This window comes from Bacillus sp. S/N-304-OC-R1, from assembly GCF_019749375.1.
GTDB lineage: Bacteria > Bacillota > Bacilli > Bacillales > Cytobacillaceae > Cytobacillus.
On record NZ_JACWFE010000025.1, the window covers coordinates 83193 to 100981 of the forward strand.

The window sequence follows — 17789 nt, forward strand, 5'->3', positions numbered from 1 at the left end:
TTTTCCTGCTGTTTTTAGGCTTGAAATCCAATTTGAAAACGAATAATATGGTTGTAGGTATAAATGTTAATATTTTGTGACAATTTTCTTACTTTTTTTTGACATCTTAAGTGAATAACATCACAAACTCTTGGTGCTTTTTATGTGTATTCAAAGAGTTGAGGATAAAGGAAAGCTGTTTGAAAAATGATAAAGAAAATATGCTAAAAGGTGGAAGATGTGCATTGAGAAAGCAAAAGATTGTTATTTTAGGGGCGGGTTATGGTGGATTAATGACTGCTACTCGTTTACAAAAGGCTATAGGTGTAAACGAAGCCGATATTGTATTAATAAACAAAAATGATTACCACTATGAAACAACTTGGCTTCATGAGGCCTCTGCGGGTACTCTTCACCATGACCGAGTACGCTATGATATTAAAACAGTCATTGACCAAAATAAGGTTGAATTTATTAAAGGAACAGCATTAGAGGTTAAAATTGAAGAGAAAAAAGTCATTTTGGAAAATGGCGAAATTAACTATGATTATTTAGTAATAGCGCTTGGCGGCGAATCAGAAACATTTGGCATTAAGGGCTTAAAAGAGTATGCATTTTCAATTGTAAACGTTAATTCAGCTCGCCAAATCCGTGAGCATATTGAATATCAGTTTGCAACATATAATACGGAAGCTGAGAAAAAAGATGAACGCTTAACGATTGTTGTTGGGGGAGCTGGATTTACAGGAATTGAATTCCTTGGTGAATTAGGCAACCGCATACCAGAGCTTTGCCGTGAATATGATGTTGATATTCAAAAGGTAAAAGTCATCTGCGTAGAAGCAGCACCAATGGTCCTTCCTGGATTTGATCCTGAGCTTGTTGAATATGCTGTTGCACATTTAGAGAAAAAAGGTGTAGAATTCCGGATCGGTACAGCCATCAAGGAATGTACACCTGAGGGAATTATTGTAGGAAAAGGCGATGACGAAATAGAAGAAATTAAGGCTGGTACTGTTATTTGGGCAGCAGGTGTACGCGGAAACTCCCTGATTGAGAAGTCAGGCTTCGAGGCAATGCGCGGACGTGTGAAAGTACAGCCAGATTTAAGAGCTCCCGGCCACGATCATGTATTTATTATTGGGGATTGTTCTCTAATTATTAACGAAGAAATTAACCGTCCTTATCCGCCAACGGCTCAAATTGCGATGCAGCAAGGAGAGGTTTGTGCTAAAAATATAGCAGCCCTTATTCGCAACAAAACAGAGCTCGAGTCATTTAAGCCAGATATTAAAGGAACAGTATGTTCTTTAGGTGAGGACGATGCGATTGGTGTTGCATTTGGCAAGAAAATGGTTGGGGCAAAAGCTTCATTCATGAAGAAAATGGTCGACAATCGTGCTCTTTATATGATTGGCGGGCCATCATTAGTCATGAAAAAAGGAAAATTTAATTTCTTATAATCAACTTTAAAAAAGGAGCTTAAGGGTATTGACTTAAGTTCCTTTTTCGCATTTTCATTAAATTAAGATTATTTATTAATTGACTCCCCTATTTACATTCAGTACACTATTTAATGATGTGCTTTAGGGAGGTACGGAACTCATGCAAATGACTATTTTTGTGTTGCCAATTTCCATGCTGCTGTTTTTTGTGTTGTTTTTTGGAATTGGATTTATACTAAATATGCTACTGAGAATGTCTTGGATTATGGCTATTATTTATCCAATCATTGCCATATTAATTATTGATAAAGTTCGATTTATTGAGTATTTCCAAAACGCAAAAGAAGCATTCTCCAGCTTGGGAACAGAATTATCCCAGCTTGCCACTGCGGACGTTCTTATTTTAAGCAGTGGATTGGCTGGTGCAATTGTCGCTGGAATTACGATAAAAATTTTAAGAAACAAAGGGTATCAAATGTTTTAGTAATTCTTATTAAAGAATGACAAAAATCTTTGCCTAACGGCAGAGATTTTTTTTTCTAGAAAATAGAATAAAATTTTCGGTATTTTCTTGCTATTTTAATGTTTTAGTTTAGTTTTTTTCCTCTCTATGAATATTCTCATGAAAGTTGGGAAATGAATATTCTTGGGAGGAGTGAAAATTTAAATGAATATAATTAAAAATTGGACAAGACGTTTAGTAATGTCAGCTTTATTTATGATAGCTCTATTTACTACTTTTCAATCCATTTCTGGTGTACAAGCAAAATCAATTGTAACCTATTTCAACAGTGATGATTTTCATGAAAGCAAAACGATAAACGACCACCATCTTAATCATACATTTAAAAGTGTGGGCATTGCTTTTAAATATTTAAAGCAACTGACAAATATGGATCTGAAAATATCCTCTAGCCAAGCAGTTTCAGGAACGCCACCGAGATTAGAAGAGGCAATAGATTGGTCGCAATACCCAGCAAAGCGTGTAGTGGCAACAGGATATACAGCTTTTTATGAATCAACAGGGAAACATCCTGGTCATCCGAGTTTCGGGATTACATATTCTGGTGTAAAGGTAAAACGAGATTTATATTCAACCGTTGCAGCAGATCTTAATGTATTTCCAATTGGAACAATACTCTTTGTTCCTGGATATGGGTATGGGGTTGTTGCTGATAAAGGCGGTGCCATAAAAGGAAATAAAGTTGATCTTTACTATGAAACAGTCAATGATGTTTATAATGAATGGGGAAAAAAGACACTCGATGTGTATGTCGTACAAATGGGTAACGGCACCTTAACGGAAGAAGAATTACATGCCTTAAATGAAAATGAATCTATGCAGGTATTCCGCCAGCAGTATATAAAATCTGAAAGAAAATAAAATAGTACAGGTAAATCCATCGCTGGATTTGCCTGTACTATTTTTATTTGCCAGTAAAAGCATGTGGATGCAATTTTTTCGCAAGCTTTATAGCTCCTTCAATTAGGCGGGGAGAAGGGCGGCAGTAAAGCTCCTCTTCAAGCACGAAGATATGTTTATTTTTAACAGCGTCTAATTGATCCCAATTTGGTCTTTTAAGAACAATATCAGGATTAACCTTTTCTTTCCGTACACCTACCCAGGCAAGGCAAATATAATCAGGATTTCTTTGGTAAACATCATCCCAATTCGTTTGTACACTTGCCAGCTCCACGTCTTTAAAAAGATTAACTCCACCTGCTAGCTCACTAATTTCTGTCAGCCAATTTATTTGTCCGGGCGTAAACACTGGCTTTGGCCACCATTCCCAATAGAGGGAAGGCTTTTTGTCTATAGCACCAGTGATTCGTTTCAATTCTTCAATTTGACTCTGAAAATCAGCAGCAGCTTTCTCCCCAGCCTCCAGCTTCCCTAAAGCTTTTGCGGCAAAAACTAAATCATTTGCAATATCTTCTAAGCTTTGTGGATTTAGAACAATATGAGGGATGTTTCTTTTTACTAATTCCTCAATGTTTTTTCCCATGCCTGGAACGCTTAATGATGCGAGGACTAGATCGGGCTTTAATTGTTCGACCTTATCCATATTAATTGATAAATCAGGTCCAAGACGGGGCAAATGTACAATTTGTTCAGGCCAGTCAGAAAAGTCATCTACACCTACAAGGAGATGGGCAAGCCCTAAGTACTCCATAAGCTCTGTATTACTCGGACATATCGAAACAACTCTCAATGATTTCACACCTTTATATGAAGACAAATTTCTATAATGAAACAATATAATGTAGAAAAAGAGTTAAAAGGATGCCTGTTAGACCGCCAAAGAAGACTTCAATCGGTTTATGTCCGAGCAGCTCCTTAAGCTCCTTTCTTTTCTCTTGTTCAGCCTTTTTTTGCCAAACTTTGGCTTCTTCAACAAAACGATTAAAATCAGACATTAATTGATTTAATACAATTGCTTGCTCTCCTGCCTGTCTGCGTACCCCTGTTGCATCAAACATCGTAATGATGGCAAAAACGGCGGAGATGGCAAAAACGGGAGAAGCTAGCCCTGTTTCCAAAGCGACCCCGGTTGAAAGGGCGGTAACTGCGGCAGAGTGTGAGCTTGGCATCCCACCTGTGCTTGTTAATAAAGCCCAATTCAGCTTTCTCGTAGCAATAAAGTGAATCGGCACTTTCACAAACTGTGCAAAGAAGATGGCTGCTAGAGCCGACCAAAGAGGAAAATTCAATAATAAATCCATTTATTAACCACCTTTTAAAAAAGCCATGGGCCAAATTTCTAATCCTGCAATTTATTAAAAAAATTTGAAAATTTTGCGCAGAATTAGCCCTTTTGTTAAGATGATAATAATAATTTAGAGATAGTGCAATCCTTTTCAGAAGGAAATGTGCCCAAGGGCTGTGTTAATTTTTTGTAAAGATTCATATTCTTTTTTTGGGGGGAGGGGAGTTATAGCTTGGAAGTGTACCCGCTTGAATATTATGAGTTCTTCGTGAAATTTAATGAAGGGGACTATTACACATGCCATGATCTCCTCGAAGAAATGTGGATGACGGACAAAGGAAATTTATTTTTCAAAGGGCTTTTGCAAATGAGTGTAGCCATCTACCATTATGAATATGGAAATGTGAAAGGGGCAAGGCTCATGATGCAAGCTGCCCATGATTACTTGCAAGGATATCGGCCGAAGCATTGGGGCATTGATCTTGAACATGTATATTCATTTATTGAGGCATGCCTGTCACTATTCCCAAAGGATATTGACCGCGTTCCATTCGAAAAAGTGAATACTCTTCCCAACTTGCCCCAATTAATATTGTTTTTAAATGATTAGATAGTCGAAATATTTTTCTTTTTTCGTTATAATGAGAGCATCAAATATGGGGGTGGAAAGATGTTTACAGTAAAAAAAGAAGTAAATTATGCGAATGAACATGATTGTTTAGTCCTTGGGATATTTGACAAGCCGAATAAATTCGAGGGCATTCTTTCCGGTTTGGATAATGAGTTCAATGGACAATTAACGGAATTAGTTAAAAACGGTGATCTATCTGCTAAGAAAAAGGCGGTTTCAAAAGTACATACATTTGGGAAAATCGGTTCAAAAAGATTATATATTGTCGGTCTTGGCCGTGAAAATGAGTTAACTTTTGAAGTTTTACGTGAAGCTTTAGGGAAAACCTTCAAAGCTGTGAAAAAGGATAAAATTCAGGATGTTTCTGTTCTTTTACCGTCATTCATTAATGAGGATGTCGCTTTACTGGATGCAGCTCACGCTGTAAGTGAAGCGCTTACATTAGCGATGTATACCTTCGAAGGCTATAAACAAAAATCAAACGAACCAGAAAAAACAGTAGAGCACGTGACTGTTTATGGTGATTCCTTAGATGAAGAAGAAATTAAAGCGGCATTAACTGTAGGATATATATACGGAAAAGGAACAAATTCTGCCCGTACCCTTGTTAATCTGCCGGGGAATATGCTGACGGCCACTGATATGGCTAACTATGCTTTGGAGTTAGCAGCAAAATATAGCTTTGAAGCAGAAATTCTTGAAAAAGAAGATATGCTAAGACTTGGAATGGGTGCCCTATTAGCGGTAAACCAAGGATCTGTTGAGCCACCAAAAATGATTGTCCTTAAATATCAGGGCAAAGAGGAATGGACAGATGTTATTGGGTTGGTAGGAAAAGGAATTACGTTCGATACTGGCGGCTACTCTATTAAGCCTAAGGATGGCATTGTTGGTATGAAATCAGATATGGGTGGGGCAGCAGCCGTGCTTGGTGCGATGGAAATCATCGGCGAGCTTAAGCCGGAACAAAATGTTGTTGCAGTCATCCCATCAACAGATAATATGATTAGCGGTAATGCCCTTAAACCAGATGATGTTATTACTTCCATGAGCGGAAAAACGATTGAAGTACTAAATACAGATGCGGAAGGCCGCTTAGCTTTAGCGGATGCGGTAACTTATGCCAAGCATCATGGAGCTAATTATATTGTTGATGTGGCAACGTTAACAGGAGGCGTAATAGTCGCTCTTGGAAATGAAACAACAGGCGCATTAACAAACAATGAAGTTCTGTGGGAGCAAGTTCTCGAAGCATCATACGAAGCAGGAGAGCCAATTTGGAGACTTCCACTATTTGAAAAAGATAAACAAAGAATACGAAGCAGTAAAATTGCGGATTTAAATAATTCTCCTGGCCGTGAAGGGCATGCCATAATGGGTGGAGGATTTGTAGGAGAATTTGCAGAAGGTACTCCATGGGTTCATCTTGATATAGCTGGTACTGCAACAACCCGCAAAGATCATGATCTCGGACCATCTGGTGCAACAGGAGCGATGGTTCGAACTTTAGCTTTACTTGTTGAAAGATTTGAAAGTAACTAAGGGTTAAATGAAAGCTTACTCCTAATAAAAAGGACAAGGGAGTTTTCCCTTGTCTTAAAATCCAAATAAGGATGTAATGATATTTTTCCGTTTCGCTTTCTTTTTTGGCACTTCTTTATCAAAGATCAATAGATTTTCAGCGGGCAGCCCAGTTTTAGGGCTGTTTTGTTTGCTTTCAAGCTTTTCTATTCGTTCAGTCAAGCTTTTGATAACTTCTTGGAGATCTTCAATTTCACGGCGATGCTGCAGCAGCTGATAAGACACAACATCATCCGCTTTTCCGTTCAACCGCTGCTCCAGCATCTCCACTTTTTCCATTATTAGTTCAGCCGCTTTATCATTGATGCTTACAGTAGTTTTCATTATGCCTCTCCTCGACTTTCCATCATGCACATTTACATTCTGCAGAATCATTCCTTTACTTAGCTGATCCTGTACTTGTTTAAGTAGGTCAATATCTTCTTCCTTAAACAAATAATGGCCCAGCTCATTCCGTTCCATTTGGAGCTCCAGTTGCCTTACCCAACGCTGTACTGTGCTTGGTGAAACCCCTAACAACTTGGCAACAGCACTTGTATTCAAACTGATCCCCTCCCTTTATAATCTATTAAATTCTTGTATTAATAGGAAACTCCTTCATGTTTGACAAAACTAGTTTCTATTCGGCAAAGAAAGTGAATATGCTACATGTTATTCCTGTTCTGTCGATTCTTTTAGGAAATCAACATGAAAATGGAAGAAAAATGTTAATTCTGAAGTTGGTTACTGGCATAATAAAACAATTTCGGCATGTGTCGCCAAAAGATGACAATATTTTCACAATAATATGGAATGATGTTGATTATTCTGATTTCAATTATTATACTTAGGATGGCTAATAATTTTTGGAGTGTTAGGAAAGGGGAATTTTTACCATGATTATTGGAGTACCTAAAGAAATAAAAAACAATGAAAACCGTGTTGCCGCTACACCGGCTAGTGTTTATACACTTGTTAAAGCAGGTCACCAAGTTTTAGTAGAAACTGGTGCAGGTCTTGGAAGCGGATTCACTGATGAGAATTATAAAGAGGTTGGAGCAGAAATCGTTCCTACAGCTGCAGATGCATGGGCTGCTGAAATGGTTATGAAGGTTAAAGAACCACTACAGTCTGAATATTCATATTTCCGTAAAGGATTAGTATTATTCACTTACTTACACTTAGCAGCAGAGCCTGAATTAGCAAAAGCTTTAAAAGAATCTGGCGTGACTGCAATCGCTTACGAAACTGTTGAAGTAAATCGTACATTGCCATTACTTACTCCAATGAGTGAAGTTGCTGGACGTATGGCTACTCAAATTGGTGCACAATTCTTACAGAAGACAAACGGCGGAAAAGGAATCCTTCTTGCAGGAGTTCCAGGCGTTTCTCGTGGAAAAGTAACAATTGTCGGCGGTGGAGTAGTTGGTATTAACGCAGCGAAAATGGCTATCGGTCTTGGTGCACAAGTAACAATCATTGACTTAAGCCCTGAGCGTCTGCGTCAATTAGACGATATTTTCGGCAACAACATCCAAACATTAATGTCCAACCCATTCAATATTGCTGAAGCTGTTAAGGAAAGCGATTTAGTAGTAGGTGCTGTTCTAATTCCTGGTGCTAAAGCTCCTAAATTAGTAACTGAAGAAATGGTTAAGACGATGGCTCCTGGTTCAGTTGTGATTGACGTTGCTGTTGACCAAGGCGGAATCTTTGAAACAGTTGACCATATCACAACTCATGACAACCCAACTTATGAGAAGCATGGCGTTGTTCACTATGCAGTTGCTAATATGCCTGGTGCTGTTCCAAGAACTTCAACAATTGCTCTTACAAACGTTACAATCAACTATGCACTACAAATTGCTAACAAAGGCGTTCAAAAAGCAGTTGAAGACAATGCAGCATTAAAACTAGGTGTTAACGTTCTTAACGGACACATTACTTACCAAGCAGTTGCAAAAGATCTTGGATACGATTATGTATCTGTTGACGAAGCTTTTGCAAACTAATATCCAAAGTAAATAGTTCAATATTCTGCCCCTTTGGCTAACGCTGAGGGGGCAAAATTTCGATTTGACATTGGCTTATTTTATTTATATAATTTCCAAAAAAAGAGTAAACATTGACGAGGATTAGTAAAGTGTTTTAGTTTATTTCAGAGAGGAAGCCAATTTGCTGAAAGGCTTCTATAAACAGCCGCTTGAACCTGCCTCCGAGTTCTGTATTGGATATTACCTGAAAATACAGCGGGTCAAATCCGTTATCATGATTCTTGAGTGTAAAGCTATGCTTTAAATTAGGGTGGTACCGCCATGCTTTGGTCCCTAATTTGAGGCATAGCTTTTTTTATAGGGACATAGGGACGGTTCTGCTGTCCCATTTGATGGGACACTAGAACCGTCCCTATGTCCAAAATAAATCAAAAGAGGTGTAAATTAATGGCTAAAGAATTTGTAAAAGATATTACAGCAATGGATGATGATTTTGCCCAGTGGTACACAGACGTTGTGACCAAAGCAGATTTAATTGATTACTCAAGTGTTCGAGGTTCGATGATTATTCGTCCTTACGGCTATGCATTGTGGGAGAATATTAAAAATGAGCTCGATCAGCGAATCAAAGATACAGGACATGAAAATGTATATATGCCGCTATTTATCCCTGAAAGCCTTCTGCAAAAGGAGAAGGATCATATTGAAGGATTTGCCCCAGAAGTTGCTTGGGTGACACATGGAGGATCAGAGGAGCTTGCTGAACGCTTATGTGTACGTCCGACATCAGAAGTGCTTTTCTGTGAGCATTACAAAAATATTATTCATTCTTATCGGGATCTGCCAAAGCTTTACAATCAATGGGCAAACGTAGTGAGATGGGAAAAAACAACTAGACCGTTCCTTCGTACACTGGAGTTCCTATGGCAAGAAGGACATACTTGCCACGCAACTGATGAAGAGGCACATGAAGAAACAAAGAAAATGCTCGAAGTTTATGCAGATGTGTGTGAAAATGTATTAGCCATTCCAGTTGTGAAGGGACAAAAAACAGATAAAGAAAAGTTTGCTGGAGCGAAGTTCACATATACAATTGAAAGCTTAATGCATGATGGAAAAGCATTACAATCTGGTACGTCTCACCATTTGGGCGACGGATTTGCTAAAGCATTTGGCATTCAGTACTTAGACAAGGATGGACAGCAGCAATATGTACAGCAAACATCATGGGGATTCACGACTCGTATTATCGGTGCTATGATTATGGTTCACGGGGATGACAGAGGTCTTGTGATTCCGCCAAAGGCTGCTCCAACACAAGTGATGATTGTGCCAATTGCCCAGCATAAAGAGGGAGTTCTTGATTTTGCTTATGATTTAAAGGATAAGCTTTCTTCCATTGTGCGTGTTGGTATTGATGCAAGTGACAAGAAGCCAGGCTGGAAATTTAATGAATATGAAATGAAAGGTGTGCCTCTTCGTTTAGAGGTGGGACCTAAGGATATAGAAAATAGCCAAGTTGTATTAGCTAGACGTGATACAGGTGAAAAACTAATCGTTAGCATGGCTGAATTAGAGTCTAAAATAACAGAAGTGTTGGAGGATATTCAGCAAAACTTATTTACAAGAGCCAAAGAGCTTCGTGAAGTTAAAACTTATACTGCAGCTTCTTTTGATGAGCTAAAGGATATTTTCGCAAATAAATCAGGTTTTGTAAAAGCCATGTGGTGTGGAGATCAAAAATGTGAGGATCAAGTAAAAGAAGAGACTGGTGCCACATCAAGATGTATGCCATTCGAGCAGGAAAAGGTAGCGAATGAATGTGTTTGCTGTGGACGTGAAGCAGACAAGCTCGTATATTGGGCGAAAGCTTACTAATCATGGAAAATCGCCATTAATCCTAATAGAAGCCCACTCAAATGCTGCAGAAATTGCATATTAAATAGTGTAGGCAAAATTATTAGGAGGTTCCCAATATGTATCATTATAGAGGAAGACCGTATTACGGTAATGAAAGATTCTTATTCGGTGCTCCACTACTTGGCGGTTTACTTGGCGGTTTAGCTGGTGGTTTTGCTGGAGCTGCTTTATTTGCACCAAGGCCGTTTTATGGACCGGTTGCTCCATACGGTCCTTATGGATTCGGAGGATATGGCGGTTTTGGGTATCCAGGATATTATTAAAGCTAAGAATACATGAAAGCTCTCAATTTGAGAGCTTTTTTCTTTATGCAACAGGAAATTATTCGGCGAGTTTTTTTATAGTAAATGATAATTTTGCATGCTGTGTATAACTTTGTGAATATATTTGTTTACGTTCAGCTACAGCACAAATTATCTCCATCTTAAGTTTAAGGTTAAACTGCAGCAATGTAGCAATTGATTTTTGGATTGGAACTCTAGAACTAGCCCGTCAGGTGTGTATCTAACCTTTGGAATATGTGTAATTCCTGTGGAGTTTATTATTGTATTCACCTTTTGCTGCTGTGAAGCCTGTGCAGCACTCATTAATTCATAGGAAAATTGCCTCGAAGCTGCCATCTTATCTAATAAGAGGCTTGCGTCCTTCATGATTTTTTCCATATCCTTGGCTGAACTCATAAAGGTCGCTGGATCTACAGTGGGATATTGCCTAAAGACTATTGGATGAGGGGAAGCAGGATATACGTATGTCGCTGGATAATAGCCATTTTGATTATATGAATTATGGGGTGTCATATTACCGCCCCTTTCTTTTTTACTTCTATATATTCATGGAAGGCTTTTCCTGTGTTTCTTCTCTGTTATATTATAGAAAGAGGAATAAGAAAGGGGAGAGTGTGAATGAATTTGAAAAATACTCTTATTGAGGCACTTGGAATGGAGATTATTTCACTTGAAAAAGGGAAGGTAGTAGCAACCATGCCTGTTGATGAACGAACAAGGCAGCCATTTGGCGTATTGCATGGCGGCGCCTCTGTAGCGCTGGCAGAGACCGTTGCAAGTGTTGGGGCTTACGAGCTTGTTGATCATGAAACAGAATCAGTTGCTGGTCTTGAAATTAATGCTAATCATATTAGAGCAAAGAGGGATGGAAAGGTTACCGCCATCGCAACAGTTCTACACCAAGGAAGAACGACAATGGTCTGGGATATTAAAATTGTCGATGAAGAAGAAAAGCTAATTTGCGTTTCGAGATGCACGATGGCAGTTATAAAGAAAAAATAGTTGCACCTAGGCTGAGTTTGATATCGGGAGTTCAGCCTTTTTTTGACTGAACAGGGGTCTAGGGCATGAAGCAGATAAGGACATACTTTTGGGAGAAAGTGGCGAATGTTATATTGCTGGATAATTTGGATTAGAAGCCATGATAAGCTTCGTAAAAGTAGTTTTGCGCTCCTTTCATACCCCTCCAGTCAAAAAGTATATCCTTGAAGGTAGTCAAGACAGCTTAAGCCCCCTTCGATAAGAAAGTAGTACTAAGAAGACATTTAACCATCTTTAATGATAATAAACTAGGTATTAGGGGACGGTATTTTGATTAGTCACATCAATCAGTCAGATACGATCATTATTGTAATCCATGAAATTTACGGAATAAATGACAATATAAACAAAGTCTGTCAATCCCTATCAGAACAAGGTTATGATGTCATCTGTCCTAATCTAATAGAAAGGGAAAAATCATTTCAATATCACGAGGAGGAGCTTGCGTATCGTCATTTTATGGATCATGTAGGCTTTGCTAAAGGAGTTGCAAAAATTAACAGCCTTTTACTGGATTTAAAAGATACAGACAAAAAGATTTTTATAGTTGGCTATAGTATTGGTGCAACCATTGCGTGGATATGCGGGAGGGAAAAGAATGTTTCAGGTGTTGCATGCTTTTATGGTTCCCGTATTAGAGACTATAGGAATACAATACCGAAATGCCCTTCTATTTTGTTCTTTCCGCATACTGAACCATCCTTTCATGTTGAGGAACTTATCTCCAAGCTAAAACAGCATCAATCTATTGAAATACATAGATATGAGGGGCTGCATGGATTTAGTGATTCCTTTTCATCAAGGTATAATGAACAATCAGCAAAAGAATCATTTAGCAGGTTAATAGATTTTGTCGAAAGAAATAGAAACAAATAAAGGAGATAATCAATATGGAGATTACAAAAGCCACCTTAACAGATCTGGAAGCTGTCACAGAGCTTTTTGATTTATATCGGATATTTTATAAACAGCCTTCAGATCTTGATAGTGCAAAAGGGTTCATTAAAGAGAGGCTAACAAATCAGGATTCAGTTATATTTATCGCCTATGAAGAGGAAAATCCTGTTGGTTTTGTTCAGCTATATCCATCCTTTTCATCGGTTAGTATGAAACGATTATGGATTTTAAATGACCTGTATGTTAAAGAAACGGTACGGGGAAAAGGCTGTGGTGAGAAATTAATAAATACAGCTATAGCTTATGCAGCAAATACGGGTGCCAAAGGTTTATTGCTTGAAACTGCAGAAGATAACTACAGTGCACAAAGACTTTATGAAAAAATAGGATTTACTAAAGAAACAAATTATTTCTACTACTTCACAATATAAAAGGTAATATATGGTTGACAGAACTTGTTGATAATAATATGATAAGTAAAAATTATCCATATAGAAACGCAATGATTAGGAGTATTAAGGATTGTTTATTGCTCAGAGAGCTGCCATTTGCTGAAAGGCAGTCAATAAAATTCCCCAACTTGCCTATGAGTGGTTAGACTGATAAGGTCTAAACGGATTGACTGCCGTTAAATAGTTATGAAGAAGGTTTGTTTGTATATTGGTTTCAAACAAATCAAGAAGAGTGGTACCACGAAGGTAAAGCCTATCGTCTCTTGTTAATGAGACGGCAGGCTTTTTTTATTAAATATTTTCGGGAGTGATGGATATGAATGATCATTGTTTTATATGCAAAAAACATAGGGGAGAGCTGCAAACATCAGGTGTGGTGATTTATGAGGATCAGTATGTATACGTGGGGCATATTGATAGTGATGGAAAGCCAAATTATTTGGGGCATCTCATGATAGATTTAAAGAGACATGTTCCTACTTTGGCGGAGATGAATCCTGAAGAAGCAAAAGCTTTTGGAATGATAATGGCTAGAGTAAGTAAAGCATTAAAAGAAACTGAAAATGCTGAGCATATTTATGCCGTTGTTTCAGGTAATGCTGTTCCACATTTGCATATGCATCTTGTTGGCCGTTACCCTAATACTCCTGAAGAATATTGGGGGCCATTTGCGGTATATGATTCGCCAAATGCTCGAATGGGTGAAGAAAACGATGTAATAGAAGTTTGCAACCGAATTAGAAGTTTTCTAGAGTTGAACCCTCATGAGTAATATTCATGAATTTAGCTGGGTGGGGAGCCAAGAAAACTTTGTTGATAACATAAATATCCAAAGAATTGGATGTATTGTTCTAGGGCGTTTTGGAGGAAATCAGACAGCAGGGCAGTATAAGAATGAAGATGGCTGTCTAATCTGGATTGATGAAAGGCTAGATTGGGAATTTGTTCTCCTTCTAGATGCACATCAAACGGCTGAAAGTGCTGAATTAGTCATCTCCTCTTTTGAGGCTCAGCATGAAGAGATAAAGTATCTGTTAACTTTACCTATAAATGAGTCATTCGAAGCATTAAGTAAATTCATATTATCTATATTTAATAGTCAACGATTTAAAGAAGCTTGTAAACAGATTCAAGGAGAAACAGCTTGTCTTATTGTGGTGAGAAAAGATAAGTTTCTTTGGTGGCTATCTATTGGTGATTGCGTTCTATATCTTTTTCATCCGGAATTATCCGCCCTGAACGAATATCAGCAAAATCAAAGAAATTTTTATGAATGGATTGGGCGAGTGAATACTTTTGATTTGCCCGTTCCATGCTACAGTGAAGGAAGAAAAGAGCTAAGGAAAGGGAAAAATCATTTATTTTTAACCACTGATGGGCTGATAGAATGTCCAAATGCTCATTTCGATAATCCTAAAGAAATTTTTAAATCATTTGAGAACTTCTCGAACGATGAGGGCGTAAGGAAATTATTGCAGGAAATACGAGAAAATAATGTACGTGACAGTACGACGATTATCTCCTGGTTTATAGATATTGAAGCGAATGCTAGTATGCCAAGCAATTACATCGAGGAGGTAGTGTGAACCATCTAAAAATGCTTTAAAAACAATAGAATTAAAGATTAGCAAAAATTAGGGGGTTTTTTACAGCTGAATCTATGTTACAATGTAATTAATAAAATATTGAAGTACTTGGAGGAGTCTGTCACCAAGGGATAACTATGTCCTTTGGTAGCAGGCTCTTTTTGTATTTCAAAATAAAAAAGGGGGAAAAAGTTTGATTATCTTGCAATTAGCGATCATTTTATTTGCAGCAAAGCTTGCAGGAAGTATAAGTGTGAGATTTGGGCAGCCTTCTGTTTTAGGAGAAATTATTGTGGGGATTTTACTGGGGCCATCTGTTTTTGGACTAGTAACTGCTACAGATACTCTAGCGTCATTTAGTCAGCTTGGCGTCATCTTGCTAATGTTTATTGCGGGATTAGAGACAGACCTTGATGAATTTAAGCGTTCTGGGAAAGCATCTACTTTCGTTGGCTTTGGCGGTATCATCTTTCCGCTTGTTTTCGGATATATGGCGGGCATAATGATGGATCTTTCCTCTTTCCAATCTTGGTTTTTAGGTTTAATGCTTTCAGCGACTAGTGTAAGTATTTCAGTTGTCGCATTAAAAGAGATGAATCAATTAAAAACGCCAGAGGGCACTTCGATTTTAGGTGCAGCAGTCATTGATGATGTAGTTGTCATGATTGCATTAGCATTCTTGATGAGTTTTGCTGGCGGAGATGTTAGTTTAACGTCAGTTATCTTAAAGAAAGTCCTCTTTTTTGCAGGAGCTCTGCTCGTTGCATGGAAGGCTGTTCCTTTCATTTTGAGAGTATTCTCCAAATTGAAAGTTTCTGAACCTATTATTGCAGTGGCATTAATAATATGCTTTGTCTTTGCCTATACTGCTGAAATTACAGGAGTTGCAGCCATTATCGGTTCCTATATGGCGGGTATAGCCATTAGTGTAACAGGCTTTAAGCATGAGATTTTTGAAAAGGTAGAGACGATTAGTTCTGCGATATTTGTCCCAGTATTCTTTACGTATATTGGAATTTCATCAGAGTTTTCAGGTGTAATTGATCATCTATGGGTCATTATCCTATTAAGTGTTCTAGCGATACTAACGAAATTTATTGGTGCTGGTTTAGGTGCTAAGTTTGCAGGGTTTGGCTGGAAAAGTTCAATGGGAATTGGTTCCGCAATGATCTCGCGAGGAGAAGTTGCTTTAATTATTGCTGCCTTGGGAATTGAAGTAAATTTAATTGATAAAGATTTATTTGCAGTCATGATAGTCGTTATTCTAGTGACAACGATTGTGACGCCGCCAATGATGAAATGGTTTTTTAAAGATTCAAAGACAGTGGTAAGTGCTGAGAATAGTCAAAGTATATAAAGAAAAAAGGGACGGATGCATTTGAAGCACATCCGTCCCTTTGCTTACTATTAACCAAAAATTAAAATGACAATAAAATACGCTACCATCGTAATTAAACCAAGTGGAACTCCGAAGCGTGCCCATTCCTTACTTGTAATATTTAATTTTCCGGCTGAAATAATATTCGGGATATTTCCGGGAATTAACATACCTCCACTAATCATAAGTCCAAGTAAAATGGCTTTGATTGTTGGTTCGCTCATTTGAGGGCTAATTTCTGCCGCTGCAAGAGTGGCATTATCCAAAATTGCCGAAATCATATTGATCCAGTAAAGGATAAGCGGGCTAAGCTCTAGTAAATATTTTTCAATGAAAGGTTCAAATCCAGCTCCAAGAAGGGTAAGTCCCATTACAAAAAGATAGATTTTAACTGTACGAATAATAATTTCTTTATAGCTTTCTTTTTCAAGGGATGCTGTTAATCCCTCTGAATTTTTCTTTGGATTAATTAAAACAGCTGATAGAATTCCGAAAATGAGAATAGCTATAATAACATCGACACCAATAAGCTTAAATAAATAGAAGAATTCCTCATTTAATTTGCTGATGGCAATAGTTGAAAGCGGTTCCCCAATTGGCGTTAGCGCAGCCCCAAGACCTATTGAGAAGCAGGCGAGAACAACTAGTCGAACCTCTGACTTACGGTCAAGACGAATAACACTCACAATAACGACAAGAACAATCGCAGCGATGATCGCAGTAATCACACTGGAAATTAATCCAAGCACGATTGTAACTAATGCTAAAAATAAACGAAACGGCATCATATTGCTTAAGCCAAGAATCCCTTTTTCGATTGGATTTTGGCACCATCTGAATATTAAGCCAGCAACAAGGACAGCAAGGGTAATATGTATTGGATCTTCAAGAGCTTTTAAGAACAAAGAGCCGTTTAGAACTTGGCTAATAGCTGCTGCTGCTATACCCATTATAAATAAGAAGGCTTCTAGGTTATGTTCTACTTTTTTGACAGTAAATGGCAAGAATAATACTAATATTAAAACAATTGTGAGTCCTAATATCATTATGTATGTCAGTCCCTTTCTCTATAAATTTCCGTAAAAACGGACTAACGGCCTAGATGTGAAAAATACAGAAAATTTCACTAATGGCAGTTAACATTGATTATTATATCATGAATATGTATTTTTTCTGCATAGATTTTCAATATTCTATTTAATATGTAGGTATAAATATGTTGAAACCGCTTAAGATTTACATAAAAAAAGGATGAGAAGTCTCATCCTTCGGCTATTCATATTCATAAATATTAACTCTAGTGCTTCTTCCTTTGTTATGGAAAATCATAATTAAGAGCGGAACTATAATGAGGGATGAAATGAGAATTAGCAGTAAAATCTCAGAAGAAAGTGATAGCTTTTTCTTTATATCATTTTTGTAAGTATCGAAAAAGGACTTGACTTCATCATTACCATAAACATTACTTAATGTGAGAAACTCTCCATTGTCTAGATTATAATAGTAAAATTCTGTTTTATTAAAAACAAATAATTCATCACGGAGATGTTCTAGCTTAACAAAAGCAACTACAAGATTTGCAGTATTTTCTTCGATTACTTCTTCATTTTCTTCTGTTTCAGGAACATCTGTCTTTAAAACTTTCAAAACAGTTCCTTGAAAAGTTAATCCATCAACTATTCTAGCTGAATTCTGATGATAATAGTGTTCAGAGCCTCTTAACTGCTCTTCTAATGCTTTGATAAACTGAGATTCGGTTTTTTGATCCATGCCGTTTGCTTGAAAATGGGACGGTGGTTTTAATAAAAGGAATAATGTTAAAACAGCACACAACAACCAAACAATTCGTTTTGTCATTTGTCTCCTTTCCCCTTTCTATGAAGAGAATCAATGAATCTAGTACTAAATTTATGC

The 17789-nt window shown here is 37.6% G+C and carries 20 protein-coding genes and 2 other annotated features; of the genes, 14 read left to right on the forward strand and 6 right to left on the reverse strand.

Features of this window, described 5'->3' with window-relative positions; genetic code table 11:
• Positions 1 to 224 precede the first annotated feature (224 nt).
• The 3 genes from H0173_RS20530 to H0173_RS20540 all read left to right on the forward strand — a co-directional run bounded on the left by H0173_RS20530 (position 225) and on the right by H0173_RS20540 (position 2808).
• Positions 225 to 1442, forward strand: a complete 1218-nt coding sequence (locus H0173_RS20530) for an NAD(P)/FAD-dependent oxidoreductase (RefSeq protein WP_221848649.1) — start codon at positions 225 to 227, stop codon at positions 1440 to 1442.
• A 142-nt stretch (positions 1443 to 1584) separates the two neighbouring features.
• Positions 1585 to 1908, forward strand: coding sequence for a YuiB family protein (locus tag H0173_RS20535; protein WP_221848650.1), 324 nt, complete (start codon positions 1585 to 1587; stop codon positions 1906 to 1908).
• A 183-nt stretch (positions 1909 to 2091) separates the two neighbouring features.
• Positions 2092 to 2808: a 3D domain-containing protein gene (locus H0173_RS20540; RefSeq protein WP_260631291.1), complete on the forward strand. Its 717-nt coding sequence runs from the start codon at positions 2092 to 2094 to the stop codon at positions 2806 to 2808.
• A gap of 43 nt (positions 2809 to 2851) precedes the next feature.
• On the opposite strand, the gene H0173_RS20545 is transcribed toward H0173_RS20540, so the two are convergent.
• Both H0173_RS20545 and H0173_RS20550 read right to left on the reverse strand, forming a co-directional pair.
• Positions 2852 to 3637, reverse strand: coding sequence for a cobalamin-binding protein (locus tag H0173_RS20545; protein WP_221848651.1), 786 nt, complete (start codon positions 3635 to 3637; stop codon positions 2852 to 2854).
• Between the two features lie 31 nt (positions 3638 to 3668).
• Positions 3669 to 4148 (reverse strand): divergent PAP2 family protein, encoded by a 480-nt coding sequence (locus H0173_RS20550; RefSeq protein WP_221848652.1) that lies wholly within the window; start codon positions 4146 to 4148, stop codon positions 3669 to 3671.
• A gap of 216 nt (positions 4149 to 4364) precedes the next feature.
• Here H0173_RS20550 and H0173_RS20555 point away from each other — a divergent pair, with 216 nt between their 5' ends.
• Together H0173_RS20555 and H0173_RS20560 are read left to right on the forward strand one after the other, a co-directional pair.
• Positions 4365 to 4742 carry a DUF309 domain-containing protein gene (locus tag H0173_RS20555; RefSeq protein WP_221848653.1) on the forward strand — a complete coding sequence of 126 codons (378 nt, stop codon included), beginning with the start codon at positions 4365 to 4367 and terminating at the stop codon, positions 4740 to 4742.
• 60 nt (positions 4743 to 4802) lie between these two features.
• A complete protein-coding gene (locus H0173_RS20560) occupies positions 4803 to 6305 on the forward strand; it encodes a leucyl aminopeptidase (protein WP_221848654.1) in 1503 nt (500 codons plus the stop codon).
• 54 nt (positions 6306 to 6359) lie between these two features.
• Here H0173_RS20560 and H0173_RS20565 read toward each other — a convergent pair whose 3' ends face one another.
• On the reverse strand, positions 6360 to 6887 hold the full coding sequence (locus tag H0173_RS20565; protein WP_221848655.1) for a MerR family transcriptional regulator: 528 nt from the start codon (positions 6885 to 6887) through the stop codon (positions 6360 to 6362).
• Between the two features lie 332 nt (positions 6888 to 7219).
• On the opposite strand from H0173_RS20565, the gene ald reads away from it, so the two are divergent.
• From ald to H0173_RS20580, 3 genes are all read left to right on the forward strand, one after another.
• Positions 7220 to 8335: an alanine dehydrogenase gene (gene ald, locus H0173_RS20570; protein ID WP_221848656.1), complete on the forward strand. Its 1116-nt coding sequence runs from the start codon at positions 7220 to 7222 to the stop codon at positions 8333 to 8335.
• Between the two features lie 104 nt (positions 8336 to 8439).
• Positions 8440 to 8655 (forward strand) — a binding site (T-box leader).
• 109 nt (positions 8656 to 8764) lie between these two features.
• Entirely contained in the window at positions 8765 to 10195 is a 1431-nt protein-coding gene (gene proS, locus H0173_RS20575) for a proline--tRNA ligase (RefSeq protein ID WP_221848657.1), read from the forward strand.
• Between the two features lie 98 nt (positions 10196 to 10293).
• Entirely contained in the window at positions 10294 to 10500 is a 207-nt protein-coding gene (locus tag H0173_RS20580; protein ID WP_221848658.1) for a hypothetical protein, read from the forward strand.
• Positions 10501 to 10650: 150 nt separating this feature from the next.
• Here the strand turns inward: H0173_RS20580 and H0173_RS20585 are convergent, their stop codons facing one another.
• Positions 10651 to 11034 (reverse strand): YuzC family spore coat inner layer protein, encoded by a 384-nt coding sequence (locus tag H0173_RS20585; protein WP_221848659.1) that lies wholly within the window; start codon positions 11032 to 11034, stop codon positions 10651 to 10653.
• Positions 11035 to 11139: 105 nt separating this feature from the next.
• On the opposite strand from H0173_RS20585, the gene H0173_RS20590 reads away from it, so the two are divergent.
• The 6 genes from H0173_RS20590 to H0173_RS20615 all read left to right on the forward strand — a co-directional run bounded on the left by H0173_RS20590 (position 11140) and on the right by H0173_RS20615 (position 15854).
• On the forward strand, positions 11140 to 11523 hold the full coding sequence (locus H0173_RS20590; protein WP_221848660.1) for a hotdog fold thioesterase: 384 nt from the start codon (positions 11140 to 11142) through the stop codon (positions 11521 to 11523).
• A gap of 309 nt (positions 11524 to 11832) precedes the next feature.
• Entirely contained in the window at positions 11833 to 12438 is a 606-nt protein-coding gene (locus H0173_RS20595) for a dienelactone hydrolase family protein (protein WP_221848661.1), read from the forward strand.
• Between the two features lie 14 nt (positions 12439 to 12452).
• Positions 12453 to 12890 carry a GNAT family N-acetyltransferase gene (locus H0173_RS20600; protein ID WP_221848662.1) on the forward strand — a complete coding sequence of 146 codons (438 nt, stop codon included), beginning with the start codon at positions 12453 to 12455 and terminating at the stop codon, positions 12888 to 12890.
• Between the two features lie 62 nt (positions 12891 to 12952).
• Positions 12953 to 13178 (forward strand) — a binding site (T-box leader).
• 49 nt (positions 13179 to 13227) lie between these two features.
• Complete coding sequence (locus H0173_RS20605) at positions 13228 to 13683, forward strand: HIT family protein (protein WP_221848663.1); 456 nt, start codon at positions 13228 to 13230, stop codon at positions 13681 to 13683.
• Positions 13676 to 14497, forward strand: a complete 822-nt coding sequence (locus H0173_RS20610; RefSeq protein WP_221848664.1) for a PP2C family serine/threonine-protein phosphatase — start codon at positions 13676 to 13678, stop codon at positions 14495 to 14497. The genes H0173_RS20605 and H0173_RS20610 overlap by 8 nt, the downstream gene beginning before the upstream one ends.
• Before the next feature lie 193 nt (positions 14498 to 14690).
• Positions 14691 to 15854, forward strand: a complete 1164-nt coding sequence (locus tag H0173_RS20615; protein WP_221848665.1) for a cation:proton antiporter — start codon at positions 14691 to 14693, stop codon at positions 15852 to 15854.
• A 50-nt stretch (positions 15855 to 15904) separates the two neighbouring features.
• Here H0173_RS20615 and H0173_RS20620 read toward each other — a convergent pair whose 3' ends face one another.
• Both H0173_RS20620 and H0173_RS20625 read right to left on the reverse strand, forming a co-directional pair.
• On the reverse strand, positions 15905 to 16921 hold the full coding sequence (locus H0173_RS20620; protein ID WP_221848666.1) for a DUF1646 family protein: 1017 nt from the start codon (positions 16919 to 16921) through the stop codon (positions 15905 to 15907).
• A 226-nt stretch (positions 16922 to 17147) separates the two neighbouring features.
• On the reverse strand, positions 17148 to 17732 hold the full coding sequence (locus H0173_RS20625; protein ID WP_221848667.1) for a hypothetical protein: 585 nt from the start codon (positions 17730 to 17732) through the stop codon (positions 17148 to 17150).
• Between the last annotated feature and the right edge of the window lie 57 nt (positions 17733 to 17789).